Genomic DNA, 484 nt, shown 5'->3' on the forward strand with positions numbered 1-484 from the left:
TATATTCCGATGCGCGCGCGTATATATATAATGTGTCCCCTTCCTTCCTGCCTTTCTTTCCCTTTAAAAAATATGCTTTAAAACATATCTATCAATCAGCTAGTTATGAAAAAGTTCACGTAAACCCTCAAAAAAAGCTTGTATATATTTTGCAGATGTCCGTAAAAGCCCTACTTTTGCATCCGCTTTCGGGAACGAAGGCGGCGATGTTTTGACATTCTGACAGTAAAACGGAGCGGTAAGCTTCCATTTTTCTCTTCTTTGCCATAGGTTTCTTTCGGAACTTCGGCCTTGGAAAAGAAAAATGAAAAAAAAACTTCCGAAACATTTGGAAGTTATGCTTTAAAGTCCTTACCTTTGCACCCGCTTTTGAAAACGAAAGCAGCGCGAGTTGACATTCTTTTTAAAGAAACGGTGCCTGGTCCTTCTTCCTTTTTCTTTTTGCCTCCCTTTCGACAAGAGAGACGACGAGGAAAGAGAAAAA

At 39.7% G+C, this 484-nt stretch carries 1 protein-coding gene; it reads left to right on the forward strand.

The features are described from left to right. The coding region (locus tag DXD65_RS21275) for a hypothetical protein (RefSeq protein ID WP_233556145.1) at positions 1-215 on the forward strand (215 nt) is incomplete at its 5' end. Positions 216-484: the final 269 nt, after the last annotated feature.

The organism is Bacteroides sp. 4_1_36, assembly GCF_003466325.1.
In the GTDB taxonomy this organism is placed as follows: domain Bacteria; phylum Bacteroidota; class Bacteroidia; order Bacteroidales; family Bacteroidaceae; genus Bacteroides; species Bacteroides uniformis.